The sequence below is a fragment of the Paenibacillus wenxiniae genome (genome assembly GCF_039822605.1).
In the GTDB taxonomy this organism is placed as follows: Bacteria; Bacillota; Bacilli; order Paenibacillales; family Paenibacillaceae; genus Saccharibacillus; species Saccharibacillus wenxiniae.
Window position 1 is genome coordinate 615,781 of sequence record NZ_JBCGUH010000002.1, and the last position, 25,335, is coordinate 641,115.

The 25,335-nt window shown below is 46.7% G+C and carries 18 protein-coding genes and 1 pseudogene; 4 read left to right on the forward strand and 15 right to left on the reverse strand.

What is annotated here, in order from left to right; translation table 11 throughout:
* Positions 1 to 117 precede the first annotated feature (117 nt).
* The 3 genes from AAHF22_RS05545 (at position 118) to AAHF22_RS05555 (ending at position 3,364) form a co-directional block, all read left to right on the forward strand.
* Positions 118 to 999 (forward strand): LysR family transcriptional regulator, encoded by an 882-nt coding sequence (locus tag AAHF22_RS05545; protein WP_347323967.1) that lies wholly within the window; start codon positions 118 to 120, stop codon positions 997 to 999.
* Between the two features lie 319 nt (positions 1,000 to 1,318).
* Positions 1,319 to 3,001, forward strand: a complete 1,683-nt coding sequence (gene hcp / locus AAHF22_RS05550) for a hydroxylamine reductase (protein WP_347323968.1) — start codon at positions 1,319 to 1,321, stop codon at positions 2,999 to 3,001.
* A gap of 123 nt (positions 3,002 to 3,124) precedes the next feature.
* Positions 3,125 to 3,364: a hypothetical protein gene (locus tag AAHF22_RS05555; RefSeq protein WP_347323969.1), complete on the forward strand. Its 240-nt coding sequence runs from the start codon at positions 3,125 to 3,127 to the stop codon at positions 3,362 to 3,364.
* Positions 3,365 to 3,810: 446 nt separating this feature from the next.
* On the opposite strand, the gene AAHF22_RS05560 is transcribed toward AAHF22_RS05555, so the two are convergent.
* From AAHF22_RS05560 to AAHF22_RS05615, 12 genes and pseudogenes are all read right to left on the reverse strand, one after another.
* A complete protein-coding gene (locus AAHF22_RS05560) occupies positions 3,811 to 4,659 on the reverse strand; it encodes a S66 peptidase family protein (protein WP_347323970.1) in 849 nt (282 codons plus the stop codon).
* A 323-nt stretch (positions 4,660 to 4,982) separates the two neighbouring features.
* Positions 4,983 to 5,699, reverse strand: a complete 717-nt coding sequence (locus tag AAHF22_RS05565) for a YwiC-like family protein (RefSeq protein ID WP_347323971.1) — start codon at positions 5,697 to 5,699, stop codon at positions 4,983 to 4,985.
* A gap of 1 nt (position 5,700) precedes the next feature.
* Positions 5,701 to 6,726: a GTP 3',8-cyclase MoaA gene (gene moaA / locus AAHF22_RS05570; protein ID WP_371834020.1), complete on the reverse strand. Its 1,026-nt coding sequence runs from the start codon at positions 6,724 to 6,726 to the stop codon at positions 5,701 to 5,703.
* A 117-nt stretch (positions 6,727 to 6,843) separates the two neighbouring features.
* Positions 6,844 to 8,352, reverse strand: a complete 1,509-nt coding sequence (locus AAHF22_RS05575) for a nitrate/nitrite transporter (protein WP_347323973.1) — start codon at positions 8,350 to 8,352, stop codon at positions 6,844 to 6,846.
* Positions 8,353 to 8,934: 582 nt separating this feature from the next.
* Positions 8,935 to 9,852, reverse strand: a pseudogene (locus AAHF22_RS05580) (alpha/beta hydrolase family protein); the annotation flags it as partial.
* 231 nt (positions 9,853 to 10,083) lie between these two features.
* Positions 10,084 to 10,731: a response regulator gene (locus AAHF22_RS05585; protein ID WP_347323974.1), complete on the reverse strand. Its 648-nt coding sequence runs from the start codon at positions 10,729 to 10,731 to the stop codon at positions 10,084 to 10,086.
* Positions 10,731 to 11,765: a sensor histidine kinase gene (locus AAHF22_RS05590; RefSeq protein ID WP_347324118.1), complete on the reverse strand. Its 1,035-nt coding sequence runs from the start codon at positions 11,763 to 11,765 to the stop codon at positions 10,731 to 10,733. Before AAHF22_RS05590 ends, AAHF22_RS05585 begins: the two co-directional genes overlap by 1 nt.
* A gap of 35 nt (positions 11,766 to 11,800) precedes the next feature.
* Positions 11,801 to 12,259, reverse strand: a complete 459-nt coding sequence (locus AAHF22_RS05595) for a GAF domain-containing protein (protein ID WP_347323975.1) — start codon at positions 12,257 to 12,259, stop codon at positions 11,801 to 11,803.
* Positions 12,260 to 12,308: 49 nt separating this feature from the next.
* Positions 12,309 to 12,989: a respiratory nitrate reductase subunit gamma gene (narI, locus tag AAHF22_RS05600; protein ID WP_347324119.1), complete on the reverse strand. Its 681-nt coding sequence runs from the start codon at positions 12,987 to 12,989 to the stop codon at positions 12,309 to 12,311.
* On the reverse strand, positions 12,982 to 13,557 hold the full coding sequence (narJ, locus tag AAHF22_RS05605) for a nitrate reductase molybdenum cofactor assembly chaperone (protein WP_347324120.1): 576 nt from the start codon (positions 13,555 to 13,557) through the stop codon (positions 12,982 to 12,984). Before narJ ends, narI begins: the two co-directional genes overlap by 8 nt.
* Positions 13,550 to 15,130 carry a nitrate reductase subunit beta gene (gene narH, locus AAHF22_RS05610; protein WP_347323976.1) on the reverse strand — a complete coding sequence of 527 codons (1,581 nt, stop codon included), beginning with the start codon at positions 15,128 to 15,130 and terminating at the stop codon, positions 13,550 to 13,552. The genes narJ and narH overlap by 8 nt, the downstream gene beginning before the upstream one ends.
* On the reverse strand, positions 15,120 to 18,794 hold the full coding sequence (locus AAHF22_RS05615; RefSeq protein ID WP_347323977.1) for a nitrate reductase subunit alpha: 3,675 nt from the start codon (positions 18,792 to 18,794) through the stop codon (positions 15,120 to 15,122). Before AAHF22_RS05615 ends, narH begins: the two co-directional genes overlap by 11 nt.
* A gap of 698 nt (positions 18,795 to 19,492) precedes the next feature.
* Here AAHF22_RS05615 and AAHF22_RS05620 point away from each other — a divergent pair.
* On the forward strand, positions 19,493 to 19,939 hold the full coding sequence (locus AAHF22_RS05620) for a hypothetical protein (RefSeq protein ID WP_347323978.1): 447 nt from the start codon (positions 19,493 to 19,495) through the stop codon (positions 19,937 to 19,939).
* A 148-nt stretch (positions 19,940 to 20,087) separates the two neighbouring features.
* On the opposite strand, the gene AAHF22_RS05625 is transcribed toward AAHF22_RS05620, so the two are convergent.
* From AAHF22_RS05625 to AAHF22_RS05635, 3 genes are all read right to left on the reverse strand, one after another.
* Entirely contained in the window at positions 20,088 to 22,100 is a 2,013-nt protein-coding gene (locus AAHF22_RS05625; RefSeq protein WP_347323979.1) for an alginate lyase family protein, read from the reverse strand.
* 120 nt (positions 22,101 to 22,220) lie between these two features.
* Complete coding sequence (locus tag AAHF22_RS05630; protein ID WP_347323980.1) at positions 22,221 to 23,615, reverse strand: ABC transporter substrate-binding protein; 1,395 nt, start codon at positions 23,613 to 23,615, stop codon at positions 22,221 to 22,223.
* 119 nt (positions 23,616 to 23,734) lie between these two features.
* Positions 23,735 to 25,333, reverse strand: a complete 1,599-nt coding sequence (locus AAHF22_RS05635; RefSeq protein WP_347324121.1) for a response regulator — start codon at positions 25,331 to 25,333, stop codon at positions 23,735 to 23,737.
* Positions 25,334 to 25,335: the final 2 nt, after the last annotated feature.

Sequence of the window (25,335 nt, forward strand, 5' to 3'; positions counted from 1 at the left end):
GCTTACATTTGTCTAAAACGTGACAAAATCAGCGTTTATGCGCTATAACAAGGGATTGGAAAAATAAATTAAAAATAATATAATGATAGCCAAAAGCAATGATGAAAGGAGAACGATATGGAACTCAGACAATTGGAGTATTTTGTAGCGGTATGCGAGGAATTGCATTTCACACGTGCTGCCGAACGGCTTGGCATTACACAACCGACGCTTAGCATCCAGATTCGTACAATGGAAGATGAGCTGGGCATGCAGCTATTTGATCGGATTGGGAAGCGGATTACGCCAACTGAAGCCGGTTATATTTTGCTCAAGCAGGCACGTAGTATTTTGCTCAAATTACAGGATGCGTATGATGAGATTAATGGATTACGTCAATATGATGGTGGCAATCTCGTCGTTGGACTGATGGCAGCAGAGCTAGATTACCGGCTAACACCGATTCTGATCGATTTTCACCATCAATTTCCGAAAGTTCACTTGAAGATTCATTCTGCAATCGAGGTGGCGGATATGGTCATTAACAATCTGGTGGATGTGGGGATCACATTAATGGAGACGAGTGATCCACGATTGACGACCATTCCACTGTATGCGGAGGAATTTGTACTCGTCGTATCTGAGCGGCATGAACTAGCTGGTCGCAAATCGGTTACGCTGGAGACGATCGGTAATCAGCCGTTGATCGCTTACCCGAAAGGTTTTAAAGCACGCGAACTGATCGAAACACATTGCCGCGATCATGGGCTTAATCTGAATATTATCGTGGAAACGTCGACCGCTTCATCACTGTATGGGTTTGTACGTTCAAATGTCGGCGCCTGTTTACAGCCACATTCTTTATCTCATTCCCTGAATGATCCAACGTTGCGTTTGATCAAAATCGAAGACTTCCCTCCCCTGCGCCAGATTGCGATTATGCATCGCAATGATAAGTTTCTCGGTTATGCCGCGCAGCAGTTTATTCAGCTTGTGCAGGAGCAGTTAAAAAAGGATTAGCGCTGATTTAGCATGCCGATTGCTATCGATGCGATTTGTACTATTTAGAAGTATATACAAACTCGTATGATGCGAGTGACCAACATCGAGCAAAGAAACTAAGAGGTAAGGGCGACTTACAGTATTCGTAGTTTACTACAAGCTGCCTCATAACCTACCTTGCTAGAATCATAAATTCTTTTTCTATTAAAGTGATTGTAATCACAAGGCGACCTCCTGATCCACGATATGCTGGATTCAGCATACAGCGATACGTACCTGTGGATGACACCAGTCAATGTTATACACATATCGAGTCGCATGATCAGGAGGAACTATAATGCAAACTCAACATACTTCTATGGATGAGACACCGATGTTTTGTTTTCAATGTCAGGAAGCTGCGAAAGGAACAGGGTGTACGATTAAAGGCGTGTGCGGTAAGACGCATGATGTGGCTAATTTACAAGACTTACTATTGTATTCACTCAAAGGCATCGCATGGCTTGCCGAACATTCGGTATCCCCTTTGCCAGAGCCGTTAGAAAAAGAAGTGGCTTTATTTATAACCGATGCGCTGTTCACGACGATTACGAATGCTAATTTTGACCGAGACTTCTTCTTCCATCACATTCGTCTGGCATTAGAATTACGTGATCGTATAGATGAGACGTACAGCTTGGCTACCCAACAAGATGTCACGCTTCCTCATGCTGCTACATGGAGTGCGCAAACCGATGCAGAACTGGAGCAGATTGCCATGACGGTCGGTGTACGCCGGACGACCAATGAAGATATCCGCTCGCTGCGTGAGTTAATTATGTATGGGCTTAAAGGCATGGCAGCCTATACGTATCATGCCGAGCATTTGCATTACAGCAGCACTGAGGTGGATCGTTTTATGCGCCGTGCGCTGGCGGCTACGCTTGATGATACGCTGAGTGTATCCGATTTACTCGCACTGGCGATGGAAGCAGGCAAATATGGCGTCGATGCGATGGCGATGCTGGATCAAGCCAACACTAGCACCTACGGACATCCTGAAATGACGAAGGTCAATATCGGTGTCGGTCAAAGACCGGGCATTCTGATCAGCGGACATGATCTGCATGATATGGAACAATTATTAAAACAAACGGAAGGCACTGGCGTGGATGTGTATACGCATAGCGAGATGTTGCCTGCTCACTATTATCCTGCTTTTCGCAAATATACACATTTTGTCGGTAATTACGGCAATGCATGGTGGAAGCAGACGAGTGAATTCCAATCATTTAACGGTCCGATTCTGATGACGACTAACTGTATTGTGCCGCCAAAGGATAGCTATGTCGATCGCCTGTACACAACAGGCAATACTGGCTATGCAGGTGTGAAGCATATTCCGGCTGGAAGTAACGGACAGCCAAAAGATTTCTCTGCTTTGATTGAGCAAGCGAAGCAATGTCCACCTCCAACAGAGCTGGAACAGGGTGAGATCATCGGTGGATTTGCCCATCATACGGTGCTTGGGTTAGCCGATCAGATCGCTGAAGCGGTACAAAACGGTGCAATCAAGCGTTTCTTCGTTATGGCAGGTTGTGATGGACGAATGAAATCGCGTAGCTACTATACACGTTTTGCCGAGGAGCTACCACAGGATACCGTCATTTTGACAGCAGGCTGTGCAAAGTATAAGTATAATAAGCTGCCACTTGGCGATATCGGTGGTATTCCACGTGTGCTGGATGCTGGACAATGCAATGACTCCTACTCGCTCGTTGTGATTGCGATGAAGCTACAGGAGATGTTTGGACTGGAAAATATTAATGAGCTGCCCATCTCATACAATATCGCCTGGTATGAGCAAAAAGCTGTTATCGTACTCCTCTCTCTACTGTATCTCGGTGTGAAAAATATTCATCTTGGCCCGACATTACCTGCCTTCCTCTCCCCTAATGTCGTGAATGTGCTAGTGGAAAACTTTGGCATTGCCGGGATTACGAGCGTAGAAGAAGATATGCATCTATTGATGGAAGTATAACGATAACAACGCATCAGGCAGCAATTCAGACTTCGAAATGATCGAGCGCTGATTGCTGCTTTTGTGCTACGGTTAATAAAAGGGGAGAAACCATCCAACTAACGATGCTGAGGAGGTGCAATAATGGCACAATTTCCAGAAAAAGTGCAACTGACAGATCGCAAGGAACGTGAACAGGTAGGTAGACAAATCAACGAAGGCTTTGCCCGTGTTGAAAAGCAAGAGGTGCCTGGCGGCGCTACCGACATTCCCACACTGCCGATTGCTCCCAAACTGTCGGAAGATGATATTCGGCGTATGGTAGGCGAAGGTAATTTCCAATCTGCCAAAGAAGGTGGACAGCATCATTCTATCAATAGCTAATGATCACGGCTGGACGTAAGATGAGGAATAACGGTTACTCGTCTGGCATTAAGTAGGACATGGTATACCGTATATTTAGAATTCAACCGACGTTCTTAAGATTTAGAGTTTAACCGACCTTCTTGCTCAAATAGCGGTGATGGATGAATACTAAGCAGTCATAGCAGTATTGCTTATGATGTAGATAATAGTATCAACCACTAGTTGAATCTACTGTATGCTTCGAATATACGCATCAAAGTGTGCAACTCAAGATATATAAACCAAAGTAAATAAATCAAAGTATAAACAAAAAACCACCTTTCTCTGTGCTTTAGAAAAAGGTGGTTTTTTCATTAAACAGCTACATATCAAATCGCTATACTTCAAATAGCTACCATATCAAACATTTACACTTCAAACCTCAAACAGCCATATATCCTCATCCATAAGCCATGCTGACACAGCTAACCGAGGATCATACACCCCGCATCGCTACCATGACCGATTCCATTCGTATGGACGATCGGAATACCGCGTGCTGCTGTCATTTTCACTACATAGTCCAGTAACGCTTCTCGCTCACCATATTGCTCTAACTCCGTAAATGTACCGAGCAGCAAACCTGAACATTCGTCTAGTGCACCTGTCTGCGCAAGCTGATCCAGCATGGAAATGATCCGCTTCAGTCTACCGCTCAGCCCTTCTAACATGATCACACGCCCACGTGCATGCGGGAAGTTCGGGGTACCGGCCAGCTTCAGTAGACAGCGTAGATTCCCACCAATCAGCTCGCCATTCAGATCCTCCCCACGTAGAAATTCAAATTCCAGATCATACAGATCACTGCCTCCGCCGAAGAAGGTCGCATAAAATTTCTGCCGTTGCTGTTCTCCATGCTGACGCACCAGATTCATGATCTGATAATGATAGCTAGGCATACCTGTACGTGCATAGATCGCATTGAGTACAACCGATAGATCACTCATGCCAAATAACGGTTTACCCGATCGAGCGATTCCGTCAAAATCGACATAGGGCAAGATCCCATTCGCTGAATCGCCGCCAGAAATATCAAAAATCGCCTTCACATTGCTATCGGCAAACAAACGATTCAGCTCGGCTGCTCGCTCCTGTGGACTGCCGCTCCAGCCATACTGCGTCTGCATGAGCGTTTTGGCTTCTTCCACACGCAATCCCCATCCGCTTAAATGTTGGATTAGCTCCTCTACACTACTACGTTGTCCCCAGGCAATACCGTCTGAGCAGGCGATCAGTGCAACGGTATCACCATTTTTGAGTTGCATTTGTGACATAGGAATGCTCCTTTACCCGATCTTTATTCTATGTAGCCGCATGTACTTCGCATACGATATAACTGAAATGGTATAACTTTGCGTTCATCTTATCATTGTTGCAGGAGCAGGAGCAAGTAAGGTAGATATGCAAATAAAGCTTTTTGGCTGCCGATATGGATCACAAGGATAGTGATCTTCTCGCTTATACAAAAAGCTTCGTTGCTTGTTATATTGTTATACGATCGCCTGGATCGATTAGTGTTCGTTGGAATTGAAATCATATTTGGGAATGGAGAACATGCTTTACAATTAAAATCATACTCTCCACTGAAACGTATACTTTAAAATAGACACAGTACAATGAGCGACAATCCTACCATACATGCTCCTCCAAGCTCAATCAGACCAACCGTTCTCGTTCGTAACTGGTACCGAGGCAAAACGAGGCTTCGCAGTAACAGTAACATTGCCGGAACGAGCATCCACATATTCCACCAGCCTGCAAGGAAAAGCCATACCAGATGATATCCGACAGACAGACGGTAATAGAACCGATTATCTTTTTCACGAATCATCGTCTTTACATATACAGCCGTTCCGCAAAAATATAATACTAGCATGATGAACAATTCGCTCGTTATACGCCAGTTGATAGCGTTACCGATATAAGCGACCGGATAAACGAACGAGCAAAATAGCACAATCGCTAGCACGTCATTAAGTAATGCTCGCTCATTACGAGCACGGGCAAAATACATCGTCGGAATGAATAACAACAGCAACAAGGCGCCATACCAGAGCAAGTGTGGTTCGATCCAGACGAGAACAGTGAGCAAGGGAAGCAACAGCAATCCATATACAAGGGTCGGATGACGATAACGTGTAGCACGGCCTGTTTTGATCCATAATAATAATGGGAAACTGAACAAATACATGATTAGCCAGCATACGAATAGCGGAATATGCAGCCAACTTGTTCCGGAAAGGCTTAATCCACATAGAAACGGTAAGATGAGCATCGCCCAGGCTCCATGTTGATTCGGGATATATCGATTCATCTTAACCGCCAATATAAGACATATTGATTTTGCTCGGATAAGTCTGCTCGGTTGGATCAGCATCGCTACGTTCATCCGAATATCGATCCAATCGATGCTCCCATACTCGCTTGATCGCCTGTAGCAGAAACGTATCATCCGCTCCACGACGCATTAAGGAACGCAGATCATAACCTTCATTTGCAAACAGACAGGTGTACAGCTTCCCTTCAGACGATAGCCTTGCTCGTGTACAGGATGAACAGAACGAATCGGATACCGAGCTAATAAAGCCTACCTCTGTATTTGTGCCTGCATAGCGATAATAGCGCGCGACTTCACCATAATGATCAGGATCGACCGGCTCTAATGTATAACGTGTACGCAATTGTTGTAAAATAGCCTGCTCTGGCACGACATACTGGTGTTTCCAGCCATTGTCATTGCCTACATCCATAAATTCGATAAAACGCAGCGTAATGCCACGCTTGCGGAAATAATCTGCCATCGGCACAATATCAACATCATTCAGCCCTTTTTGCACGACCATATTCATCTTGATCGTATAGCCGATCGATTGGGCATAATCGATTCGTTTCAAAATTTGCTCTGGCTTGATTCCGCGTCCATTCATATAACCAAACCGCCGTGGATGTAGCGAGTCCAGACTAATATTCAGACGACGTAAGCCAGCATCATAGAGCGGCTGCGCCTGTGCACCAAGTAGCAGTCCATTTGTCGTTAAACCAATGTCTTCCACTCCAGCAATTGCTGCCATCCGACCGATCAGCTGGGGCAGACCGCGACGCAGCAACGGTTCACCACCGGTCAAGCGAACTTTACGCACACCCAGACCGACAAATAACTGCACCAGCCGTTCGATTTCATCAAACGATAATAGCTCTGAACTATGCATAAATGCATAATCATCACCAAATATCTCTTTCGGCATACAGTATCGGCAACGGAAATTGCAGCGATCGGTAACCGAAATACGCAGATCGCGCATCGGCCGCTTCAGCAGATCAGTAGACGGATTCATGATCAAGAACTCCTTTGTATTTAGAATCGATATAGCATACGAATGGTATGCAGCCGTAACGGTAATTTCTCAGCACATCGATATCGCATAAGCCGCAGTCATCCATTGGATACGCACGAATGATCAGGAAGAGGAATTGTTCGGATGCTCGGTTAACTCGCTAAATGTGCCCACATAACGGATATCCTCACCAGTCGCATCCTTTACGGCGCTAATATTGAGCCATTGTACATATTCTTCACCATTTTTACGACGATTCCAGATTGCACCTTGCCAGAGACCTTTTTCTGTAATCTCTTTCCACATTTGCTGATAGAACGTTTCGGGCTGACGACCTGATTTTAATAAACTGGGCCGCCGACCTCGTACCTCCTCTTCTTCGTATCCGGTCAAACGGGTAAACGCAGGATTCACCGTTTTAATATAGCCCTGGGGATCGGTCACGAGAATACCTTGTGCTGTCGATTTGAACACATCCGATACAAGGGTCAGCTTGTCCTGATAATACATCCAGACGACGATAATCAAGCTTGCCAGAGCTACCTGAGACAGCAGCATAAAGCCAATCGAATATTGCCCGGTCAACCCGTGGATTGCAGCCAGCATGAGCGGCGGGAAAAATCCACCTAAGCCGCCCATCATCGACACGATGCCGTTCGCAATCCCAGCTTGCTTGTTGAAATAGAACGGAACGAGCTTGAAAATAACACCGTTACCAATTCCCGCACTTACAGCAATTGTCAAACAACCAACCGTGTACAAGCCGATCGAAGGCGAAAATGCTAGTACAATCGCCGCCAGTGTATATACCGCAAACGTACACATTAGCAGAAACAAGGCTTGAAAACGATCCGCTAGCCAGCCGCCGACCGGACGAAGGAATGTCGCCAGTGCGATAAAACCTGCGGTACGCAGTCCAGCATCTACTTTATCTAGCTGGAAGTTGGCTACGAGGAAGTTCGGTAAATATACGGTGAAAGCTACAAATGAACCGAAGGTAATAAAATAGAATAAAGAAAAGAACCATAGCTTTTCATTTTTGTACACGCCTTTTATCTGTTCGATAATCGGTGTTTTGATTCGCGTCTCTTTACGGTCACCGAATAGGAAATTGAGAACGATAAATACGAGCAATAGCACCAAATACAGGCGAACCGCTGCTTGCCAGCCGATCGCTGTTGCGATAACCGGTGCGGCAAAGGTCGTAATCGCTGTACCGATATTGCCCATGCCGTATACACCGTTCACAAGCCCATGCTTTTCACGGGGATAATATTTAGGCAGTGAGGTCACGCCGACCGAGAATACGGCGCCACCAATACCGAGGAACAGACCGCCGATAATCAGATCGGTCAGCGATGATGCAACGCTAATGTAATATACCGGGAATAACAGCAAAACAAAGCTAATCATAAACACAACACGCGCGCCGACGATATTGGCATAATAACCAAGCGGAATACGCAAAATGGAACCGAGCACTACCGGAATTGCTGTTACGATTGCCAGGCTCCCCTGTGGAATGCTAATATCTTCTTTAATAAATGGCATTAGTGAGGAAATAATAACCCAGACCATGAATCCCAGTACCAGATTCAACGTCTGCAACGATAACTGCATCTTTTTGATCATCCCATTCACCCTTTGCTTTCTACTGTTCTGTTTTCGTAAGTCAGACATGTTATGGTTGCCATACTCTATTGACGTGGAGAGGTGCGCTGCATCAAACGATTTCGATAAGCACATTCCCAGACCATACGGATGCCAACCTATAGAGCAAACGTTACAGTCGTATATAGCGCTTGTGCCAAAGATCACATGTATAGCTATTACTCCATACGACATGTGAACAGGCGTATATGGATAACGACATGTCTGCTTTCTCTTCCCTCTTATTGTAGAATTTTGACGACAGGTTGGACTATAGGGGAGTACCCTGATGATGCAGAGGGAATGCCCGTAATGGTTATGGGGATCGTAAAGTCATATAGCTACCAGGATTACATCTATAAGTTTTCGTTTGAATTTTAAATAAGAATAAAAGACTAATAACAATGAAAGACAAATAACGATGGCTAACACAAAAAACCTGTCATCGCGACAGGTTAAATAGTCATTGTATAGCGTAATATCGTGTTTTATTATTCGTTTTCTCATTAGATCATGTTCTCCCATTAGATTATGCTCTCTCGGTAGACCTTGTTCTCGTTCCAGTTAACGCGAGGATATATCTACAAATTCTACTTCTGGAAAATAGCGATCTGGCCCTTCCAATAATACTCCCCTTTGACCTTTAAGATACGTATCAAAAAATCCCTCCATATAAGTATTTGCAATAGCATTCGCTCTTGCAGGTGCGATCTTGCCTGTAGCACCAATAAACTGGAATACTGGAGAAATAAACTGGATATCGGTAAAATTCAAATGTTCTGTATTTTCGATAGAAATGACTTGTCCGCCGCAAGCAACAGCTTCGCGCATGCGTTCAATCTCCAAGCGTTTATCCTTCATGACCGCCTCTTCCCATTCTCTCGTTGATCCGCTCTGTTGCAATTCCGCATCTGTGTAGACTCGGTTATCGATAACTCGTTGTATATGTTCATTATGGCTTGCCGAGTTAATAAATAAAAATGGCTTACGTAAAGCTTCTCGATCATGCAACCGGTAAAGTCCTCCATCGAGATCAATACCTGCTGTAATACGCGGATCGTACGCTGCATCATACGCAGTCGCACCGCCGATTGAATGACCGAACACGCCGATATGCTGCAAATCGATCTTTCCTTTGAGCAGACTGGGGATTTGCCCGGATTGGATTAACTGCAATTGATCCAGCACAAATGATACATCGTCGGTTAACATCGCGCCCAGTCCATCGCGATGTTGGCTTTCCGTCTTATAATCATGACTGGGTGAAAATAAAGTATCGCTCGTCGTTGTCGTTATGCGCCCATCTGGAAACTGTGTTGCGACTGTATTATCGGTATGGTCAATAACAGCGACAACATATCCATGACTTGCAAGTTGTTCAGCTTGTGATGTATGGAAAAATCGCGACGAACCGTTACCCGGATTCCCGATTAGAAGGGGATAGTCAGACTGTGCTAGAGCCACCTCTACATCGGGATACGCCCCTAGCTCGAAAATGTATCAATCCATCATTTACCGCATGTTAATCGAACTATTGCCTGGAGGCTCTAAGTAAGAAAATTGGCAGCTCGAATAAAAAGAATAGAAACACTATCAAGCTGAGCGGCATCCCGCACTGGTTGACCAGCACGGCGAATGCTACCTTATCTGCACATAACAAAAAAGCTACTGGCATCCCAGCAGCTTTATTATTCATCCTATTCTATTACCAGCTTAAAACTCCAAAATCTTCTTCCGCAACGCATACTCGACCAGCTCCGGACGGCTTTTCAGATTGAGCTTATCCATAATTTTTGCTTTATGTGCTTCAACTGTTTTTACGGAAATGAATAACTTCTCTGCTACATCTTTGTTGCTATAGCCTTTGGCGACAAGCGGCAAAATTTCCAGCTCTCGCCGTGACAGCACTTCATACACATCTTCAGAATCCACACTTGTATTCGTTTTGACAAATTCACGTACAAGTGATGTGGCGAGCTTCGGATGGATATATGTACCGCCTTGATAGATCGTGCGAATCGCCAGCAGTAGCTCTTCATCCGGTGCGTTTTTGAGTACATAACCCGATGCGCCATTACGCAGCACATGGAACAGGTACTCCTCATCATCATGCATCGTCAAAATGAGGATGCGTGTATCAGGATAATCTTCCTTGATTTTGCCCGTCGCGATCAGTCCGCTTTCGCCTGGCGGCATACTCAGATCCATGAGCAATAGATCCGGCTGATGCTTAGCAACCATCGTGTACGCTTCAATACCATCTGCCGCTGTACCGACGACCTCCATATCCGGTTGAAAATTTAATATCATCGCGAAGCCGCTGCGAACAATCGCATGATCGTCGGCAATTACGATTTTCATCATTGTCCCTCCCCCTGCATAGCGCTCAAAATCGGAATATCGAGTGTAATTCGTGTGCCTTTGCCCCTTTCCGAATGAACGCTAACTTTACCGCCAACCAGCTCGGCACGCTCCTGCATTCCGTATAGACCGAGTCCAGTGCCAATCGGATCATCTGCCGGGTCAAAGCCATTGCCGCGATCTTCGACGATCAGCCACATCCGTCCATTGTCCTCACGCAGCCTCAGATCGATATGATCCACATCTGCATATTTGAGCGCATTTAGAATCGCTTCCTGCCCAATCCGGTAAACGACGGTTTCCAGTTCACTTCCATAACGCTGCTGATCGAGATTGGATTCGAAGCCAATCGTTACGCCGTAGCTTTGCTGAATTCGTTTAAAATGCGAGCGAAAAGCCGCTTCCAGACCAAAATCGTCCAGCGCTGCCGGACGCAGCTCCACCGCCAGATTACGAATATCATCCAGCAGACGGGTCATCGATTCTTCCGTTTGGCGCATTTTTTTTAACAATTCTTCTTCGCCAGTCATATATTTAAGCACACGCAAATCAATAACCGCGCTCATTAATTCCTGAGCGACACTATCGTGCAGCTCACGTGAGATGCGGCGGCGTTCATTTTCCTGTGCATGAATTACATGCTTCATCATCTTGTTCTGGTAAAAGCTTTCCTGTGTTTTAAATTGCTGTGACAGATCGCGTAACATTAACACATGCACATCTTCATCAGCCAGCGTATGATACGAAGCCGCATAAGGGATCACCCCTTTACCGACCGTATCCAAATACACCTGAAAAGATGTAAATCGCTCCGATTCTGGATTTGTAAAATAGCATGCAATACATGTACGCAGCTCGGTCTCACTCATATAGCCACGGCACACACGACAGATTGTCTCGGCATGGCCTTCATACAATTGACGCAACACATCATCGTCCACAATGCGTTCTGCTGCCGGGTTCATATACAATACACGTCCAGCATTATTAAAAAAGAAGATCGCTTCTCTACTCTGACTGTACAGCTTGCTCATTAGTCGATTAATCTGTTCCTGCTCATGAACCTGCTTCAACTTGGGATGTACTCCTTTCCATTCAGCGCTCCGATACCGAGATGGGCCAGCTCATTCAGCTCCTGCATCATCTGGAAACTTACCCGCTGTTCATTCCGATATCCGCCCAGCAGTACACCAGCAACACGCGTATCATTCCATACCGGCACCGCGCCCAGACTCGTCAGACGCTCGGTGCGAATGATCGGATAATTGAACAGCGCATCACGTGGCACATCCTGCTCAACCGAAGCGAACATAAACGGTTTGCCTGTTTTGAATACCATACCGGCGATGCCACGTCCACTTTGCAGCACAATATCCTTGAACCGCTCGTTTCGATTACCGGAAGCATATTTCCATTTGATCACATAATGATATTCCGCAGGCTCTGCCAGCGCTAATGCCATAAAATCATAGCCGAATAACGCACGAATCTCGTCCAGCTCCTGCTGGTAATTCACTTGATCGTTCATTCACGCTCGCTCCTAATACAAGAGGGAAAGAAGGCAGCGCCCACTTTCCTCAGCTCGATTTATGTCTTCTATACAGGATATAACTTCTGCCAATATAATTCAATGGAACACTCCACACATGCACAAGACGTGTAAATGGCCAGAAGGCGAAAATCGCAAACCCGGTCAATGCATGGATTTTGAACGAAACCGGTACATTTCGCATGAATGACGCATCCGGTTGCAAAATGAACAGTCCACGGAACCAGATCGAGATCGTTTCCCGATAATCAAATTCCGGTTGAACCGCATTCGTGAATAGCGTAGCATACATGCCCATAAACACGATAAACAGCAGCAATGTGTTCACGACCAGATCCGACGCGCTGCTTAGCTTGCGCACGCTCCGAATCGTAAAACGACGTGATGTCAAAATGAGCATACCGACGAGTGTAATCACACCGAACAGACCGCCACCATACACCGCGCCCAGATGATACAGATGCTCGCTCACGCCCATTGCGGTCATCCATGAAGCCGGAATGCCCAGACCGACTACATGACCGATAATAACGGGCATGATCCCGATATGAAACAGCATACTGCCGAGCATCAACTGTTTCTTTTCAATAAATTCACTGGACTTGGCCGTCCAGCTAAACTGATCGGTACGGTAACGGAAAATGTGACCTACGATAAAGATCACTATACATGCATACGGGAAAATGACCCATAAAAACTGTTCAATCATGTTCACTCACCGGCTCTCCCTGTGTGATGCACGACTTGAGCGTTTGGCGTAGCGCGCGGACGAGATGCACATATGGACTATTGTACTTGCCCAGCGCCCCTACCAGATGATACGTTCCATCTTCCAGAATAGCCATCGGCATTCGGAAATTTTGCCCGGCTGATGGATGTCCACGCCAGTCGGCAGCATATAGAAATTCGCACATGAGCGGTAAATAATCCGGTAACTCCTCATCCGGCATTTCCAGCCCGAACATTTCATAGAGTAGCTTCAGCTTAGCAAGCATCTGCCCACGCTCACGTGCTTCTTCGAATTTGAAATAGGTCATGTACAGCGCGCAATCCTTTTGAAAATCAAACGTCTCCGTATACATTTCCTGAATCTGCTCCATACTGCGCTCATGCATCAACTCCCAGTATCGCTTTGCTTCCTCCGCACCAGGATGATCCGGCGCAAATGATTGTTCCAGCAATTGCGGATGAAAATCCAATTTCTCCGGGTACATGAGCTGGCGTGCAAAAAAGTGAAACGATGGTTTATATGCATATAATTGCTCCAGATTAATCACGCCAGATCCCCCCATAGAAATTCTCTTCATAGATCGTCTTCCCGTCCTTATCACGTCCTGGGCTAAACGAATCGACGGCACTGCATCCACTACAGCCACCATCCATACCGGCACCCATATTGCCCATAATATCGCCAAAACCAGCCGAACCTTGCGCCCGATATGGATTCATATGACCTTCCTTATGCGAGGTTGGAATCACAAACCGATCATCATATTTTGCAATCGCCAGCAGACGATACATTTGCTCGGTTTGACGGGCGGTTAATCCGACACGTTCCAGACGCTGTTCATCAAAATGATCTCCGGTTAGCTTGGCACGCATATAAGAACGCATCATTGCCATACGCTGCAACGCTTCTTTGACGGATTGACTATCACCCGCAGTCAGCATATTAGCCAGATACTGAATCGGTGTGCGCATCTCATCAATCGCCGGGAAAATCAAATCCGGATTATCGATCGAATCTTTACCTTCAAAATAGTTCATGATCGGACTGAGCGGCGGTACGTACCATACCATCGGCAATGTACGATATTCCGGATGCAGTGGGAACGCCAGCTTGTATTCGATAGCCAATTTATAGACCGGCGAATTTTGCGCTGCTTCAATCCAGTCGGCAGTTATACCGTCTTTTTTCGCCTGTGCGATAATTTCAGGATCATTCGGATTCAGAAATAGTCCGCATTGGGCTTCATATAGCGCCTGCTCATCCTGAATCGATGCTACTTCCTGTACACGATCCGCATCATATAACAGCACGCCCAGATAACGGATACGTCCGGTACATGTTTCCGAGCAGACGGTAGGCAAGCCGGCTTCGACACGTGGGAAGCAAAATGTGCATTTTTCCGCTTTGTTCGTTTGCCAGTTAAAATATACTTTTTTGTACGGACAGCCTGTCATGCAATAACGCCAGCCACGGCAAGCTTCCTGATCGACTAGCACGATACCGTCTTCATCGCGCTTGTACATCGCACCGGATGGACACGATGCTACACAGCTCGGATTCAGACAGTGCTCGCACAGACGAGGCAGATAGACCATAAACGATTTTTCAAAATTAAACTTGATCTCTTCTTCAATCTTCTCGATATTCGGGTCAAGTGGGCCGGTAATATGCGCACCTGCCAGATCATCTTCCCAGTTTGGACCCCAGTTTACTTCCATCTTTTCGCCGGTGACAGCGGAGTGTGGACGTGCCACCGGAGAATGCTTTTTTTCCGGCGACTGGGTTAGATGTTCATAGTTGTATGTCCACGGCTCGTAATAGTCTTTCATTTCAGGCATATCGGGATTGTAGAAAATTTTGCCGAGTGCCACTTTGGATAGTTTATTACCAGACTTCAGCTCTAGCTTGCCTTTACGTAGCTGCCAGCCGCCTTTATAGATGCTCTGATCTTCCCAGCGTTTCGGATAGCCGATACCCGGCTTCGTCTCCACATTGTTAAACCACATATATTCGGCACCTTTGCGGTTCGTCCACGTCGTCTTGCACGTAACACTACAGGTATGACAGCCGATGCATTTGTCCAGGTTCATGACCATGGCGATTTGTGCTTTAATCTTCAAGCCAGTTAACCTCCTTCATTTTGCGGACAGCGACATATACGTCACGCTGGTTACCGATCGGGCCATAATAGTTGAACCCGTAACTGAGCTGGGCGTAACCGCCGACCATCTGGGTCGGCTTCATATGAATGCGAGTCGGTGCATTGTGACTACCGCCGCGTGTATCGGTAATTTCCGAACCCGGTACGTTAATATGCTTGTCTTGTGCATGATACATAAACATCGTGCCACGTGGCATCCGGTGACTGACGACAGCACGTGCTGTGACCACACCATTACGGTTATATACTTCCAGCCAGTCGTTATCGTTAATATCGCTGGATGCTGCATCTTCATTGTTGATCCATACCGTTGGCCCACCACGGAACAGGGTCAGCATATGCTGGTTATCCTGATACGTAGAGTGAATATTCCATTTACCGTGCGGCGTCAGATAGCGCAGCACGAGTGAATCCTGACCGCCTTTAATCTCACGATCGCGTGGACCGAATACCATCGGTGGCAGCGTCGGCTTATACACTGGCAACGATTCGCCAAATTGTTCAAAAATTTCATGATCAATATAAAAATGCTGTCTGCCTGTTAGCGTCCGGAACGGAACTAAACGCTCAATATTCGTTGTAAATGGCGAATACCGTCTGCCCTGCTTGTTCGAGCCGCTGAATACCGGTGTCGGAATGACTTCACGCGGCTGTGATGTGATGCTTTGGAAGGTGATTCTTTCTGCTGCACGATCAGCGGAAATGTCTCGTAGTTCTACCCCATGATCGGCTTCGGCTTGAATATACGCTTTTTGTGATACACGACCATTCGTTGCTGACGACAGATGCAAGATCGTATCGGCAGCTTGACGTGCCGTTTGCAGCTTGGGCAGACCGTTTTTGATCGTTTCATCATAGTGCACACCGTTCAGTAGCTTCAGTTCTTCGTACTCCTCTGCTACCGAGAAGTTCACGCCGTGCGCGCCTGCTTTACCAGTCAGCAGGTTCGGACCGAGCGAGGTGAATTTATCGTAAATTTTCGTATAGTCGCGTTCGACGATGCTGAAGTTTGGCATCGTTTTACCAGGTTTCGGTTCAACCTCACCTTTGATCCAATCTTTGACCATGCCCATCGGCTGTGAAATTTCACCCATCGAATCATGTCCAAGTGGTGCGGTGACCAGATCTTTATATACGCCAGGCAGATGTGTCTTCGCCATCTCGGAAAATGTCTCAGCTAGACTGCGGTAGATGTCCCAGTCGGATCGTGACTCCCAGAGCGGATTGACCGCTGGATTGAACGGATGTACAAATGGATGCATATCGGTTGACGACAGATCGGTCTTTTCATACCATGTCGCTGCGGGTAGTACAATATCGGCATACAGCGGTGTCGTCGTCATGCGGAAATCGAGCGCAACCATCAGATCAAGCTTACCTTCTACATCTTCGCGCCATACAATTTCTTCTGGCTTTTGCTCTTCATTCGGACGTGCAATCAGATCATCGGATGCACCGAGTAGATGCTTCATAAAGTATTCCTGCCCTTTAGCCGAACTGGAAATCAGATTAGAGCGCCAGATAAACAGCGAGCGTGGGAAATTTTCCGGTGCGCCGGGATCTTCGACGGCGAACTTTGTCTGGCGGGACGTAACCTGCTCTACGGAATGCTGAATAATATCTTCGTTTGATGTTTTACCTGCACGCGCGGCTTCTTCTGCGAATAACAGGCTATTTTTATCAAACTGCGGATACGAAGGTAACCAGCCGAGACGTGCAGCCAGCACATTGTAATCAGCGGGATGACGATAATGTACCTCACCGCTCGTTGGTGATTGCAGCGAATCTGTGCCGCTTTCTTCATATCGCCACTGCTCGGTAGCAAAATAAAAGAACGAAGTCGCATTTTGCAATCGTGCCGGACCTTGCCAGTCTTTTGCAAAGGCAACGGTCGACCAGCCTTCGATTGGACGACATTTCTCCTGGCCTACATAGTGCGCCCAGCCGCCGCCATTTACACCTTGCGAAGCGGTCAATACGACCAGATTCAGAATCGAGCGATAGATCGTATCGCTGTTAAACCAGTGGTTAATGCCTGCACCCATAATGATCATCGAGCGTCCACCCGTATCAAGCGCATTTTGTGCAAATTCACGTGCGATCTGCACTACGACCGATGCTTTAACGCTCGTCACTTTTTCCTGCCATGCCGGTGTATACAGCGATTCGGCATCGTCATAGCCGCGTGCATTATGTGGGCTATCGATCCGCGCTACACCATACTGACTCATCATCAGATCATATACCGTTGTAATATAACGTTCGCTACCGTCCGCGAGCGTCATCCGGCGCGCCGGAATTGTGCGCGTAAATGTTCCATTGCCATTGTTATCAAAATAAGGGAATACGATCTCAAGCCATTCATGCTGCTGGCTCGTCATACTGAGCGCAGGTTCAATCACCGTTCCGTCCTCACGCTCCAAAATGAGATTCCACTTTACGTCCTTTTCCCAGCGCTGACCCATTGTGCCATTTGGCACAAGCAACTCAGCGCCAGCTTCATCATAGATGACCGGCTTCCAATCCGCATGCTCGCTCTGCTGCCCGATATCGCTTGCACGCAGGAAGCGTCCACCTTTCAGCCCATCGCCATGCGGCTCCAGTAAAATGACAAATGGCATATCGGTATACTGCTTCGCATAATTTATAAATAGCGGTTCCTGCCGCTGATGATAAAATTCATCCAAAATGACATAGGTCATCGCCTGGGCAATCGCAGCGTCTGTACCTGGATGTGGTGCGAGCCAGTTGTCTGCAAACTTCACATTTTCCGCCAGATCGGGAGCGACCGATACGACTTTCGTTCCTTTATAACGAACCTCGGTCATAAAATGCGCATCCGGTGTACGGGTCAACGGTACATTGGAACCCCACATGATTAGATAGCCGGCATTGTACCAGTCTGACGATTCCGGTACATCGGTCTGCTCACCCCAGATTTGCGGCGAAGCTGGTGGTAGATCGGCATACCAGTCGTAAAAGCTGAGCATCTGTCCACCAAGTAGTGAAATAAAACGCGCCCCGGATGCATAACTGACCATCGACATCGCCGGAATCGGTGTAAAGCCTGCGATCCGGTCAGGCCCATATTTGCGAATCGTATAAATAAGCTGGGCAGAAATCAGATACAGTACATCATCCCAGTTCACACGTACATGACCGCCTTTACCACGCGCTTTTTTATACTGAGTCGCTTTATCTGGATTTTCTACAATGCTTGCCCATGCTTCAATCGGATCGCTATGCTCAGCAAGTGCTTCTTTCCACAGCCGCATCAGTTTACCACGCATATACGGATATTTGATCCGTAGCGGGCTGTATTCATACCAGGAAAATGTCGCGCCACGTGGACAACCACGCGGTTCAAATTCCGGCATATCTGCACCACAGGATGGATAATCGATCTGCTGATTTTCCCAGGTGATAATGCCATTTTTCACAAATACTTTCCAACTGCATGAACCGGTGCAGTTGACACCATGCGTTGTACGCACGACTTTGTCATGGGACCAGCGTTGACGGTACATATTTTCCCAGTCTCTATTTTTCTCCTCCAAAATCGACCAGTTGCTGGAATAGCTCTCAATCGGCTTGAAGAAATTCAATTTGTATTTCCGTTTCATGTAAATGAACACTCCTTTTCCAATGCTTGAATCGACAAACATGGAGTTCAATGAAAAGTGGCAGTATAAAATCGATCTCGGTATACATCCGTTAAGATTGTTGTTCGCAAATGACTTGACGATATAGACAAGTTCTATGCTTTTATTATGATCTTCCGGCACAGCGACGGACATTAGGGAATTCCCTTTTCTCGTCGGGAAATGTCCTGATCTGTCGAATGCATGTTCATTTTCGATCTGTTACTCGGCGCTGCTCCACCATTCCAGAACAATACAAATGTGATGTACCTATAGATCATGATTATCTGGATAAAGTTCCAAAATATGATGTATTTTATTTAGAATAAATGGTAATTTATAATTGATATCCTAAATCTCTACTGCCACTAGTAATAATCCTCCTATACAGATTGCAACTCGGCAGGCGGTAGCCTTTAAACGAGGATCGGAAAGGAGTTTTGTAAGCGTTATCTTGCAAATGGACAATGATGGTGAGCAAGCGATAGTTGATCGGTCATACGATTCTGGTTAGCTGGGCATAACACTACTACATTGCAAAGGAGATCGGTTTATACACGTTAAACGACTGCTTGTTTGTATGTGCAGTCTGATCATTGTTACCTCGTAACCGTCCTAATCGACTTATCCATGAACAGGTTCATCGTTTCATACTTTGGCAGGACAAAGGAGAATGTATGATGAAGATTAAAGTGGTATTGGCGATGTTTGTAGTATGGACGCTGGTGTTCAGTCTGGCTGTTGCTCCGCTATCTACCTATGCAGCATCTTCCTCCCATACTAATCAGCAAGCGCGGTTATTTGGCGAGGTCGAAGAAACATTTACGATCGATAATAACCAGACCTATTATGTTGGGCCACTCGCTTCGACCGGTTATGTTAATGTGTGGCTTACATTTCCGCTGGCAGCAGGTGAAAGCCTGAGCTACAAATACGAATGGTATAATGAAGAAACTGACTCGTGGCAGGTGGTGAACAGTTCCAGTGTGACCGGTCCTTATTCGCAATATTTTTTCACCATCAATCATCCTGGATATGAGCAGCTCGGCGTCTACCGTCTTGCCTTCACAGCCAATGTAACGGCACCGATGGAAGTGTATCTGTATGGCGAATATATGGCTTGGTGATGAGTTTGTAATGTCGTTCTATCCATAAATCTATAGCTATCGCAACCGCATATCTACTCTCTGTCATATTATGAAAAAAGAGGGATCGCACCGATACCGATGCGATCCCTCTTTGCTATTTTTCGTACAACGCTTTAATAGATAATCTTCAAGATAAAACCCAGCTAATCCGCTGCTCATCTACACAAACCTGTAGCTGTGATTTATCGTTGTACAATACAATCTCCACACGATGATCCGTATGGCATTTCAGCTTGTCTACTACCCATACATTCGCTGGATCAGATCGATGATCATCTGGAATGACGACAGTCGCAATACCGATCGGGCGATCTATGCGAATCCCGGCATCGATAATAGAAGTTGGCTGCTTTTGCCCATAGATTGGAGACACCCAGCCTTCCTCGCAGACAATTTGCAACTTATGGTCATGGTCATCCGGCTCTGCTGAATCATGCTCACTGGATGTTGCCAGCGTCCAATACATGCGTGCAGATAGTTCGTTTTGCGGATAATCCAGTTGAACAGTCGGTGTAATATTAGGTTCGTTTATATCTGCTAATTCTACTTGTATACCTGCTGGGCTTGTCGTATCGCCAGTCATCACACGAACAACTGCATCAGGATGCAGCTGAAAGCGCTGATGCACTTCATGGTCTGCCTGCGCATCGATCCAATCTATCATAATGAGCAGCGGAATCTGCTTGCCCATCACCAGCCAGCGTCGGTGCTGAACAGGATCTTCTAAACGCATATATCCATCATGGGTCGCGTCCACCAGCTCATAGTCAGCATTGCTTTCGCGGCGAAGGGTCTGACAAGCTGCTGCTGGTTCTGCCCATGCTTGCGTCGAAATGTACGGCGTCTGATCGACACCATCGATCACGACCGTATTATGTGCAGCCGTGCTTTTGAAATAATGGCGCCAATAGCCTTCCTCATACGTATATCGACCTGGATCAACGAAAATTAATTGCCGCTGCCAGTACCATTCCAAATTTAGCGCATCCGCATGCCCGTGCGCTCCACCCATCGGCGCCGCATCAAAGAACAGATGTTGCCCCGGTGATTTCATCATATAATAGCCGGTTTGCGGAAAATCCATGCTCTCCACTTCAACAAGCTCCTGTTGCTGTAACCCCTTATACTTCTCGAACATCTCCGCACCAAACATCCATAAAAAGTCCGGACTCACCTCACCACGCAGCAGCAGATGCTCATCGTCCAAAATACCACCCAGTATTGCCACTCGTGCTCTGCCATTACTCACCCATTCCGAATCTCCAATCGCCGTCGAACGATGATCCGGGCGAATCATTGCCAGTGTGAATGTAGTCATCCGGTGTAGCTGCTGTCCATATGAAGTTGGAAATGGAAAACCTGACAATCTACCTAGCAAATACGGCGTACCAAACATCTCAATACTCGCATCATGATAATGCGTGGTCAGCTCACTCTGAATACCTTCCGGCCCGATCTGATCATACTGGCATAACTGTAAACGCTCCGTAGCCAGCTGACGCCAGTAAGGTGCTCTTGGATGCTCACTATAAAAGACACCGATCATAAACAAGCCCTGCATATGCATCATCGCATGATTAATTTCTGTTTGACCGAGATAAGACGTTAAATACACAGCATGCTGCTCCAGCGCCACTAATAGTTCAGTCGTAAATGCTTCATCGATCTGCTCACTACGCTGCATATATGCATAAGCCGATATCCATGACTGTACACGCAAACCTGTTTCCAGCAGACGCCACGGGCCTGGTAATTGGAAAAATGTAGCTTCCTCATACGGCATCGACGGCTGAGGTGGTGGATTCTGTGCACACCAGCTGCGAAAATGGCGAATGTACGTCGCTACATATTTCTCCTCACCTGTCATCAAATAGGCTCTTCCTAGATCCAGCATATGCCAGTGACGATTGATCCCCCATGTAAATTCAGGATCAAGCGACGGATTATATAACCAATCGACCGGATCCCCCATCGGTATCCAGTGTGTCAGATCATTCGTATACGGCACCATAAACAAATGTTGGCACGCTTGATCGGCAATTTGGATCGTATCTGCGGCTTGTTGTGGATAATGCTCCTGGTAAGCCGTAGCTGCCTGCTCCAGCTCATCTGCGGTCAAATAGTACGTTCTTGCACTCATCGTGTTATGATCCCCTTTCGATTTACCAGATTGACGTGCAAAGGACTGACCTCAAGCACTAGGCTTGCCTGAAGGTCAGTCCGATTCCATTTGCATTCGTGAGCGTATTCGTGATGCTACTTATTCGTCTTTGGACAGCTTGCCTTCCAGCTTCGCGGAACTAAAGCCTGGATCGGCTTTAATGGTCGTTAAACCTGAATCTCTAGCTTGCTGGAGTGCTGCATTATAGCGAGTATTCAGATCGCTAATGATTTGATCCACATCGCCGCCGGTCAGCACGTATTTGACAAAGTCCTCCGTCCATTTTGGCCCTTCAACCTGACTTTCTGTAGCCGACAATGGGTTCGCCGGATACAGTGCATCGTATTTACGAGGCAGAAAGCCTGCAATACCAGGAATCGTCGGTTTGGTAGCATGCTCCAATACGGTAGGGATCAGCGATACGCCATAGCCGTTTTCATAGTATTTCGTTTGCAAATCTGTGCTGTACACATAATTCATAAATTTCCATGCTGCGTCTTTATTGGGCGAGTCTGCGCTAATGCCGATATAGGAACCACCGATCACCTGTACCGCGCCGACAATTTTACCATCCTTTGTTGGCGGTGGAGCCGCTGCCCATTTTACCTGTGTTGGGAACTGATCTTTGTACACGCCTGGCTCACCAGAGTGGTTAAAATACATTCCGATTTTGCCCTGTGCGAATTGAGCACGCAGCGGATCGATATCTAGACTTTCCACACCTGGCAACATACTGCCATCTGTCATCATCTGGCGCATCGCCAGTGCAATATCTTTGTACATGCTAAAATCGAATTCGCCTGTAACGTAATTGTATCCGTCTACGCCAGTCGTTACACCAGCGGGTCCAACCGTGTTCGCTGGACGACCGAATCCGCTTACACCTTTGAGTGGACTGGCAAAGCCATAGATGCCTTGCGCTTTACCCATATCGGTAATTTTCTTCGCGTCCTGCACCATTTCGTCCAGTGTTGTTGGTGGAGCCGCAATGCCTGCTTGTTTGAACAGATCTTCGTTATAGATCAGGCGCCATGTTTGTCCCGTGTTGGGCAGCGTATAGATTTTGCCGTCAATTTCATTTTTATGATCAATGATAACGTCCTTGAACGTTTGCTTCATTTCGTTGCTCATATAGTCGTTAATTGGAGTCAGATATCCCTTTTTCACATACGTTTCAAAATCATCAATTTGCAGTACATCCGGCGCTTGTTTACTGGCAAAGGCGATGTCGACAGCCTGTGGATAGTTGTCCCCCATCACATTCATGTCGACTTCGATGTTGTCTTTGTTCGTTTTGTTAAACTCGTCTACCTTGCTCTGCATGAATTCAGCATCATGACGATCCGGAGTCCAGTATACAATCTTAGTTTTGCCACCACTTGATGCGGATGATGAAGAAGCGCTACTGTCTGTCGAACTCGAATTCGCAGAACAGGCAGCCAATGCGACGACGAGCATTGTACTTCCTACGACTTGCAACCATTTCTTCTGCATGTGCAGTCCCCCCGGATTTTGTTTTGGTGGGAGATGAGTCATTCACCTCTTGCTATTAACAATAACGGGTAAAATCTCACATGTGAGTAGGGTATATCGACTACACTGGGGTAGGGAATTCATCTTTTCTTCGCATTCTGCTGTTCAAAATAGTGCTGGCGAAACATCGATGGGTTCATGCCGCAATGCTTTTTAAACATTTCGCTAAAATACGGCCGATCCTCATAACCAAGCCGTGCGGAAATTAATTGCACCTGCATGCCCTCCAGCAGCCATTGCTTCGCCTTTTCAATGCGTAATGTGGTGACATAGTTAGCAAGCGTCATAGACGTTTCGCGTTTGAACAGATTCGCCAGATAGCTCGGACTTAAATGCACTGCACGCGCACAGCTATTCACCGTCAGATCACTATCCAGATGATCCTCGATATATTGCTTCACCTGCTGGATCACGCGCGAATACTCCTTATTTTGCTGACCACGAATACATTCACAACAGAATGAGCAAAATTCAGTCGTAATATTCATCCATTCGGCAAAGGTAAGTAGCGGCAAGCCTTGAATATCGGATAAACGCTCCGCCAGTCCATTGCATGGCACCCCTTCAAGCACTTCAAGCATCGTGCGATAAACGGTCATACATAATGTTTTAAATTGCTGCACCATCAATTCAGGACGGCAATAATCCGATTGCGATATCCACTCCAGAAATAATTCGTCCAGCATATATTCCGTCTGTTCGTTATTGCCAGAACGTAGCGCATACAGCAGCGCTTTTTCTTTATCCGGTGCATAACGCGGAATATCGCTTGTCCGCTGTGTCCGTTCATAGCTGTAACAGCCACCCGTTGAGCTGTAGAAGCGATACCCGAGTGCACGATCCGCTTCTTGATACGCATAAGCAAGCTGTGCAGGACCTTCCTGTATGGTGCTGTATCCTAGCGATATCGGGCCAGCCCCCTCACCTTCGATACAAGCTGCCGCCTCCTGCCATAATGACTCCATATCGATTGAACGGGAAGCTGGCAACAGCGCTACGATGCGCTGACTGCCATCATGCAGCACGATGCCGTCCTCGCGTTCCTCTATCATTTCGCGTAAAGCTGTAATCGTATGCTCATTCATTTTAGCCAGCGATTTCCCTTGCTCTCCTCGCTCTGTGTCAAAAATAAGCGTTCGATAACATGGCAACATTTTGTGCATCTGCCAGTTGTTCCACTGTTGCTCGTTGTCAACCGAAGGTGCACGATGAAGCAGTTTGCGCAGGAAATCATCGCGCTGATGACGGCGATTTTCCAGCAGTTCCATTTCCAGCAGACGCATTTTAGCTGTCTTTTCCGCTTCTTCCACAATCGCTTCCCGCAACTTCACCACCGTTTCGACCACCTGAGCCGGTGTAAAAGGCTTCGATAAATAATCAAAAGCGCCGAGGCGTACTGCCTCCTGCGCATAGACAAAATCGTTAAATCCGCTCATGAATATGACCCGGCTCGGCAAGTGCTCTTCGACCATTTTACGAATCATATCGCGGCCGCTCAGATGTGGCATACAAATATCAGTCAGCACAATATCCGGGCGAAGCTCACGAATCATTTCCAATCCACGCTGTCCATCCTCAGCTGTTCCGACAATCCGAATGCCATGTTTTTCCCACGGAATCTGATAAGCAATCCCGTTCACGACCATTTTAATATCGTCCATCACACACATTGTCAGCATAC

Coding starts and splice junctions, on each gene's coding strand:
- AAHF22_RS05545 (WP_347323967.1), top strand. CDS start 118: ATGGAACTCAGACAATTGGAGTATTTTGTAGCGGTATGCGAGGAATTG.
- hcp (WP_347323968.1), top strand. CDS start 1,319: ATGCAAACTCAACATACTTCTATGGATGAGACACCGATGTTTTGTTTT.
- AAHF22_RS05555 (WP_347323969.1), top strand. CDS start 3,125: ATGGCACAATTTCCAGAAAAAGTGCAACTGACAGATCGCAAGGAACGT.
- AAHF22_RS05560 (WP_347323970.1), bottom strand. CDS start 4,659: ATGTCACAAATGCAACTCAAAAATGGTGATACCGTTGCACTGATCGCC.
- AAHF22_RS05565 (WP_347323971.1), bottom strand. CDS start 5,699: ATGAATCGATATATCCCGAATCAACATGGAGCCTGGGCGATGCTCATC.
- AAHF22_RS05575 (WP_347323973.1), bottom strand. CDS start 8,352: ATGATCAAAAAGATGCAGTTATCGTTGCAGACGTTGAATCTGGTACTG.
- AAHF22_RS05585 (WP_347323974.1), bottom strand. CDS start 10,731: ATGAAAATCGTAATTGCCGACGATCATGCGATTGTTCGCAGCGGCTTC.
- AAHF22_RS05590 (WP_347324118.1), bottom strand. CDS start 11,765: ATGAGCAAGCTGTACAGTCAGAGTAGAGAAGCGATCTTCTTTTTTAAT.
- AAHF22_RS05595 (WP_347323975.1), bottom strand. CDS start 12,259: ATGAACGATCAAGTGAATTACCAGCAGGAGCTGGACGAGATTCGTGCG.
- narI (WP_347324119.1), bottom strand. CDS start 12,989: ATGATTGAACAGTTTTTATGGGTCATTTTCCCGTATGCATGTATAGTG.
- AAHF22_RS05615 (WP_347323977.1), bottom strand. CDS start 18,794: ATGAAACGGAAATACAAATTGAATTTCTTCAAGCCGATTGAGAGCTAT.
- AAHF22_RS05620 (WP_347323978.1), top strand. CDS start 19,493: ATGAAGATTAAAGTGGTATTGGCGATGTTTGTAGTATGGACGCTGGTG.
- AAHF22_RS05625 (WP_347323979.1), bottom strand. CDS start 22,100: ATGAGTGCAAGAACGTACTATTTGACCGCAGATGAGCTGGAGCAGGCA.
- AAHF22_RS05630 (WP_347323980.1), bottom strand. CDS start 23,615: ATGCAGAAGAAATGGTTGCAAGTCGTAGGAAGTACAATGCTCGTCGTC.
- AAHF22_RS05635 (WP_347324121.1), bottom strand. CDS start 25,333: ATGCTGACAATGTGTGTGATGGACGATATTAAAATGGTCGTGAACGGG.